The 6,936-nt window shown below is 41.2% G+C and carries 6 protein-coding genes; 2 read left to right on the top strand and 4 right to left on the bottom strand.

The genetic code is table 11. The features are described from left to right. Positions 1–290 precede the first annotated feature (290 nt). Positions 291–1,466 carry an acyl-CoA dehydrogenase family protein gene (locus B3E00_RS11845; protein WP_293884649.1) on the bottom strand — a complete coding sequence of 392 codons (1,176 nt, stop codon included), beginning with the start codon at positions 1,464–1,466 and terminating at the stop codon, positions 291–293. Positions 1,467–1,589: 123 nt separating this feature from the next. On the opposite strand from B3E00_RS11845, the gene B3E00_RS11840 reads away from it, so the two are divergent. Beyond that, entirely contained in the window at positions 1,590–3,119 is a 1,530-nt protein-coding gene (locus B3E00_RS11840) for an aldehyde dehydrogenase family protein (RefSeq protein ID WP_293884650.1), read from the top strand. 19 nt (positions 3,120–3,138) lie between these two features. After that, positions 3,139–4,428 carry an L-lysine 6-transaminase gene (lat, locus tag B3E00_RS11835; protein WP_293938526.1) on the top strand — a complete coding sequence of 430 codons (1,290 nt, stop codon included), beginning with the start codon at positions 3,139–3,141 and terminating at the stop codon, positions 4,426–4,428. A gap of 59 nt (positions 4,429–4,487) precedes the next feature. On the opposite strand, the gene B3E00_RS11830 is transcribed toward lat, so the two are convergent. From B3E00_RS11830 to B3E00_RS11820, 3 genes are all read right to left on the bottom strand, one after another. After that, on the bottom strand, positions 4,488–5,255 hold the full coding sequence (locus B3E00_RS11830; RefSeq protein WP_293884652.1) for a suppressor of fused domain protein: 768 nt from the start codon (positions 5,253–5,255) through the stop codon (positions 4,488–4,490). Positions 5,256–5,335: 80 nt separating this feature from the next. Next, positions 5,336–5,785: an energy transducer TonB gene (locus B3E00_RS11825; RefSeq protein ID WP_209577809.1), complete on the bottom strand. Its 450-nt coding sequence runs from the start codon at positions 5,783–5,785 to the stop codon at positions 5,336–5,338. A gap of 71 nt (positions 5,786–5,856) precedes the next feature. Further along, positions 5,857–6,840, bottom strand: coding sequence for a hypothetical protein (locus B3E00_RS11820; protein WP_209577808.1), 984 nt, complete (start codon positions 6,838–6,840; stop codon positions 5,857–5,859). Positions 6,841–6,936 lie beyond the last annotated feature (96 nt).

The following is a 6,936-nucleotide window of genomic DNA, read 5'->3' as shown; positions in this document are numbered from 1 at the left end:
CACATCATAGGTTAGTTTAGGTTTAGTATAGGTACAAGCTATACTAAACCTAACTTAAGGCTAAGCTATAGGTAAACAAAAACCATATTAAGGGATAAGAAAGTAGTAAATGTGTATTTTTTAGGGATTAAGACACTGCTATAACTAAGGATAACACCCAGGTCAAAGACGAGTCCAACCGCAGCACAAACCTCAGCTTATCCATGCCGAAAAATAGCTTTTAAGAAACAAATACGCGTATGTGCGCAGGATAAAGGAACACAAAACCCTTTTGCGTAACCAAATTTACATTATGAAAATGCGTTTAGACCCGTAATATCTTGACCTGTGATCAATAAATGAATATCATGAGTTCCCTCATAGGTAATTACAGACTCCAGGTTCATCATATGCCGCATTATCGGGAAGTCACCGACAATCCCCATTCCACCAAGGATCTGTCTAGATTCTCGTGCAATCTGCAGCGCCATATTGACATTGTTCCTTTTGGCCATGGAGATTTGCTGTGGTGTCGCGCGTCCTTCATTTTTGAGTACACCTAAACGCCATGATAACAACTGCGCCTTAGTAATTTCCGTAAGGAATTCTGCAAGTTTCTTTTGCTGCAATTGAAAACCAGCAATTGGCTTACCAAACTGATGACGTTCCTGCGCGTACTGAACGGCAGTTTCATAACAATCTATTGCTGCTCCAATAACGCCCCATGAAATCCCATAGCGGGCTGAATTCAAACAGGAAAGCGGTCCCCGCATTGAATTTACACCTGGAAGCACATTTTCTGCTGGGATAAAAACATCATGAAAAACCAATTCACCTGTTTTCGAGGCGCGCAACGACCATTTATGTAGGGTTTCTGGCGTTTCAAAACCTGCCATTCCACGCTCAACGATCACCCCGTTTACTTTTCCGGACTCATCCCTCGCCCAGACCACAGCAATATCACATACGGGTGAATTTGTGATCCACATCTTGGCTCCATTTAATAAAAAGCCATCACCTTTGGTGGTTAATTTAGTTTCCATTCCACCGGGATCAGACCCATGATTGGGCTCAGTAAGACCAAAAGAGCCGACCAACTCCCCCGACGCCAGCCGCGGCAAATATTTAACACGCTGTTCCTCGCTACCATAGGTGTAAATCGGAAACATCACCAAAGAGGATTGCACAGAAGCTGCCGACCGAATGGCCGAGTCACCAGCTTCCAGTTCCTGCATGATTAAGCCATAAGAGATCTGATCCAAACCGGCTCCGCCATATTCAGTCGGAATATAAGGACCCAAGGCTCCAATAGCACCTAATTTAGGCATCAAACCAGCAATAGCACGATGCTCCTGTGCCGCATCCTCAATAAAAGGCTTAATCTCTGCTTTCACAAAATCGCGGACAGACTGCCGTATCAGTTTATGTTCTTCGGACAATAAATCATCCACTTGATAATAATCGGTATTGATCTGTTTAGTCATCATATAGTCTACATTAGCTTATCTAAGATAAAGAAAATTTTTTCACTGAACAATATTCAGTATAAACTTGACAACAAAAAACTTATTTCATATATTTAAATAATTCAGCGAATAAAATAAACCATTATGATAAAATCAGCGCTTAAAACACTTGGGATATCTTCTCAAAATTTAGGGTCATCAACTGGACAGCAATGGTTTTCCAAAGGCAAAGAATTCGAGTCCTTTTCACCTGTCGACGGAAAACTCATCGCGAAGATAAAAGGCAGTCATAGTAAAGACTATGAAGCAGTTGTTAAGCAGGCTGCTGATGCTTTTTTACAATGGCGTCTACTGCCCGCTCCGAAAAGAGGGAACATTGTTCGCCAGTTGGGAGACAAACTTCGTGAACTGAAACCCATCCTCGGAAAGTTAGTTTCCTATGAAATGGGTAAATCTTATCAGGAGGGTATGGGCGAAGTACAGGAAATGATAGACATATGCGACTTCGCTTTGGGTCTATCCCGCCAATTATATGGCAACACCATTCACTCGGAACGCCCGGGGCACCGTATGTACGACCAATATCACCCCTTGGGCGTGGTGGGTGTTATTACCGCATTCAATTTTCCAGTAGCCGTTTGGGCATGGAACACTGCGCTAGCCTTAGTCTGCGGAAATACGGTGGTGTGGAAGCCAAGCGAAAAGACGCCATTATGTGCGCTAGCTTGCCAAAAAATACTTGCAGAAATCTTACATCACAACGGACTACCTGAAGGAATATCCAACCTTATTATAGGCGACAGGCAAGCCGGAGAGTGGCTCACCGCAGACAATCGCATTGCTTTAATTTCTGCCACAGGCTCTACCCGTATGGGAAAAGAAGTCGCCGTTACTGTAGCGCAACGTCTTGGTAAGACTCTTTTGGAACTTGGCGGTAACAATGCAATCATCGTGACGCCCGATGCAGACTTAAAAATGACCATTATCGGCGCCGTCTTTGGAGCTGTAGGTACAGCTGGACAACGTTGTACAAGCACACGAAGACTTATTGTCCATGAGCGCATTTATGAAGAGGTTAAAAAACAACTGACTAAAGCGTATGGTCAACTAAAAATTGGAGACCCCTTAGATACGAAAAATCATGTAGGACCATTGATCGACAAAGACGCCGTAAAATCATACTTAAACGCACTGGAAAACATTAAAAAACAAGGAGGAAAATTGCTAATTAAGGGAAAGGTTCTTGAAGGTAAGGGATATGAAAGCGGCTGTTATGTGCAGCCAGTCATTGCAGAAGTGGAAAACCATTATGAAATCGTACAGCAAGAGACCTTTGCCCCGATTCTTTATTTGATCAAATATAAGGGTGATATCCGTGCCGCTATAGATCTTCAGAACAGTGTTGGCCAGGGGTTGTCTTCTGCGGTCATGACAAACAATCTGCAGGAAGCTGAGCTGTTTCTAAGTGCTGCAGGCTCTGATTGCGGTATTGCCAATGTCAATATCGGCACTTCAGGGGCCGAAATCGGAGGAGCATTTGGAGGCGAAAAAGAAACCGGTGGCGGTCGGGAATCTGGTTCTGATGCATGGAAAGCCTACATGCGCCGTCAGACAAACACCATCAATTACACGACTGATCTGCCCTTGGCACAAGGGATCAAATTTGATTTATAAACCATTTACACACAAAACTATGAACAACGTACATGAAAGATTAAGCAAACATATATTAGCCGATGGGTTTCCTTTGGTTATGGATATGGAAAAATCCCATGGTTCTTATGTCGTAGATGAAAATGGTGACGAATACCTTGATATGTTCAGCATGTTTGCCTCGATGGCCGTGGGCTACAATCACCCCCATTTGGTCAAACAACGTGATTTTTTAGGTAAAATGGCAGTCAATAAACCTGCCATGTCGGATATCTACACGAAAGAGTTTGCTGATTTTGTTGACACATTTGATCGTGTGGCCATACCGAAAGAACTTTCCTATGCCTTTTTCATCTCGGGAGGAACTCTCGCAGTGGAAAACGCTTTAAAAGCTGCATTCGACTGGAAAACAAGACTGAATTTTGCCCAAGGAATACAAAAAGAAGCGAGCCAGGTAATTCACTTTAGACAGGCATTTCACGGTAGATCTGGCTATACACTTTCCTTAACAAATACACAAGACCCCAGAAAATACCTCTATTTCCCCAAGTTCAACTGGCCACGCATTACCAATCCGAAGCTGAGCTACCCCTTAACAAAGGAACATATTGATCAAACCATTGCTTTGGAGAAACAAGCTGTCTACGAAATACATGAAGCCCTTGCAGCGAACCCACATGATATCGCCTGCATCTTAATTGAACCGATTCAGGGTGAAGGCGGCGACAATCATTTCCGGATGGAATTTTTCTTACAACTCCGTAAAATCTGTGACGAAAATCAGATTCTATTGATCTTTGACGAAGTACAGACTGGATTGGGAATCACTGGTAAAATGTGGGCTTACCAACATTACAATGTAATTCCTGATATCATTGCTTTTGGCAAAAAAGCACAGGTATGTGGGATACTGGCCAGCAAAGAGAAATTTGATCAAGTGGAACATCATGTTTTCAAAGAATCAAGTCGTATCAATTCCACATTCGGTGGCGATTTTATGGATATGCTCCGCTTTAAATTAATTCTTGAAGTCATAGAACAGGAAAATCTCGTTCAAAATGCGGCCGAAAAAGGACGTTACCTCCAAGAGGAGCTCCAGAAGTTGATCGCAAAAAAAACACAGCTGTCTAATTTAAGGGGCGAGGGACTATTTGTTGCATTGGATTTTGACGCTGAAAGCGGACGCAATGAATTTATCAAGAATGCCTATGCAAATAAGCTTATCATGTTAGGTTGTGGTGAGAAAAGTGTTCGCTTTAGACCGCATCTTAATGTGAGTTATACGGATATCGACAAGACGATAACCCTTATGGAAAAAAGTATTTCCTAAAGGATATGCAATGCTATACTGTTTCGGTGCCTGTAGCATTGCATATCTTTTTTTAAAACCTATCTATCTTTACAGACATTAGGGCGATCAACATCAACCAGTTCCGAAATTCCGTATTCATCAAAACGATCTAAAAGGGCATCGGTGCCCTCCTCAAGTTTATAATCCATCTCTTCTCTATATACTGGAATCATCGCATAAAAATTGATGATATTTCCATCTTTAGTTTTCAACTCCAAAAAATCTTCATCAAAACTTAGCATAGGCGGAAGCAGTAACATACAACCAAACCCGGTATTTGCGATATCTTCGGCTTCCATTCCATTGGGAATGGTATGTCCATAACCTAACCAGGTTTTGTACTCATGTGGAAACCGCGCTAATCTTTTCAAAAAATATACTGGCCAATAATTGTTATCGTCCTGAAATTCTTCTTCCCCTATTTTCCAATCTGCAGGCAACACAACCATTAACTCAGCACGTTCATAAGTTTCCTTATTTTCCACCTCATCCGGAACCTGCATCGGTAAATCACTCATACCTGAAGTGACCAATATATGGTATGGATAGTTTGCACTTGGTTTAATCCAATGCACATCAATATGGACTAGTTCGGAGACAATTTCATGAAACACCATATCGGGTTCGGCAATATATTTTGTCAAGTGTTCCTCTATTTCATCAAGATAGACACATTGGATCTCCGGAAATAAGTTCTTCGGATCGTTATCCTCAGACTGATCTTCATAACGGTATACGGTAGATCCCCCCGGTGTAATTTCCGGATCCTTTTTTTCAGACGCGGATTCTTCCGCTCCACTGCTCATAATTTTTTTGACTTTATCCCAAAATGTCATAGTATCTTATAAATGGTGAAAATTTAAGCGATTATTTTTCTATTCAAATTTTATTCAATTACAGCTACTACAGGCTGTCTAAATCTTGTTTTAACTGGTTTTCCATTAACTTGTGCTGGCATCCATTGCGGCGATTTTCGCATAACGGACAATACAGCTTTTGCAAACTCAGGGCTAACCTTTTCTGGGTTCTCGATTTCGATATTGCAGATAGACCCATCCTCACATACAATAAATTTGAGAATGGCTGTCTGTTTGGGGCCATATTTTGCATAGGCCACACTATCCATTGTTCCAACAGTTCGTGATAAGTCTAGATTATATTGCAAAAACCTGGACCATGCCACTGCCCCGCCTTTAAAATAAGGAAAATTATCAACGTCCTGTGCAATGCTGTCGGCCGGGATATCACGCTTAGCAATCACCTGCGCACTTGCAGAAGTACATACGAACAAGAAAAGTAGAATCGAAAAAAAAGTTTTGAAGCCTGTTAAATACATAACCTATACTAACCATAATCGTACCATTTAACGCTTGCATACGATCATTTATTGCGTGAAGCAATACACTATTAATTCAGTGGCATATCAACATGAGCAACAAAATCTCCGTTTTCGTTAACAAGAAAGCTAATGGGATGCTCCGGATTCTTAATAATCTCGAACAAAGTCAATCCCCAGGGTTTCCAAAAATTTTCCAGCACCTGGCCATAGGTTTTATTTTGCCAAGGATCAAAAATAGGTTTCATCGACATATCAGCTAATGGCATCGGCTCTACATATACTTTCTGTGGTGTATTTAAGTAAGTATAATCTGGCAAACGATTAAATAAGTAGGCTGAATAAAAATAGCGCGCACACAATTCCTCAAATTGGATAGGGTGCAATGTTTTACCCGAAATGATTTTCAGGATATCTTCATGATAAATATTGTTTGTAGCATTATCTTGCAGACAGGCTACTAAGGCAAAGTCTTTCATACGAATAGAGAAGATCAATGTGTTGATTTCGTCCCGATACATAAATGTATCGGGCGCATTCTCCACAGGTACAACAACCAGTGAAAATGGAAACGTGTTTTCAAACTCCATTGGTACGACCAATGATTGCAACATCGCATGCAAATTTGTAAAACGCTGTGCAAGCGCCTGTGAAAAATTCATCTCCTCTCCCGAAGCTTTTTGTTGGCGAATTCCTGCAAGAATTTCATTAAAAACTACGCCATAAATAATTTTTGTCATCCATTGAAACAACAGTAGCGGATCCAACTGCTTAACCGCCTCATACCCCTGCTCAAATGACTGCTCTACCAACCGTTCCATTTGCTCAATAGCCGCTGCCGCCGCCATGGAACAAGGTAGTTTCAACGATTTGTAAGTCACCAGATTTTCATCTAGCATTTTAAAAGGTTTATCTTCCAATTGAAAGGATTTCATCATCCACACTGGAAAGACCTGAATGGATTCTTCTTCCGACTGAAGCTTACTTCCTGTTAAAAAACAAATATCTGAATCAAACTGAAATTGTTTGAAAGGATTATACAAAGTTGTCGCCATAATGCGGACAAAGTTAAAACAAATCGAAAAGTCCACAAGAAAAGCAAATTCTTATTACGAAAGGGTGACTCGTAGAGTACAACTTATTTTATTTTC

The sequence above is a fragment of the Sphingobacterium sp. UBA5996 genome (assembly GCF_002429765.1).
Classification (GTDB): domain Bacteria; phylum Bacteroidota; class Bacteroidia; order Sphingobacteriales; family Sphingobacteriaceae; genus Sphingobacterium.
Note: the sequence above shows the minus strand (reverse complement) of the source record. Positions and strands in the feature narration are given on the sequence as shown.

Coding starts and splice junctions, on each gene's coding strand:
- B3E00_RS11845 (WP_293884649.1), bottom strand. CDS start 1,466: ATGATGACTAAACAGATCAATACCGATTATTATCAAGTGGATGATTTA.
- B3E00_RS11840 (WP_293884650.1), top strand. CDS start 1,590: ATGATAAAATCAGCGCTTAAAACACTTGGGATATCTTCTCAAAATTTA.
- lat (WP_293938526.1), top strand. CDS start 3,139: ATGAACAACGTACATGAAAGATTAAGCAAACATATATTAGCCGATGGG.
- B3E00_RS11830 (WP_293884652.1), bottom strand. CDS start 5,255: ATGAGCAGTGGAGCGGAAGAATCCGCGTCTGAAAAAAAGGATCCGGAA.
- B3E00_RS11825 (WP_209577809.1), bottom strand. CDS start 5,785: ATGTATTTAACAGGCTTCAAAACTTTTTTTTCGATTCTACTTTTCTTG.
- B3E00_RS11820 (WP_209577808.1), bottom strand. CDS start 6,840: ATGGCGACAACTTTGTATAATCCTTTCAAACAATTTCAGTTTGATTCA.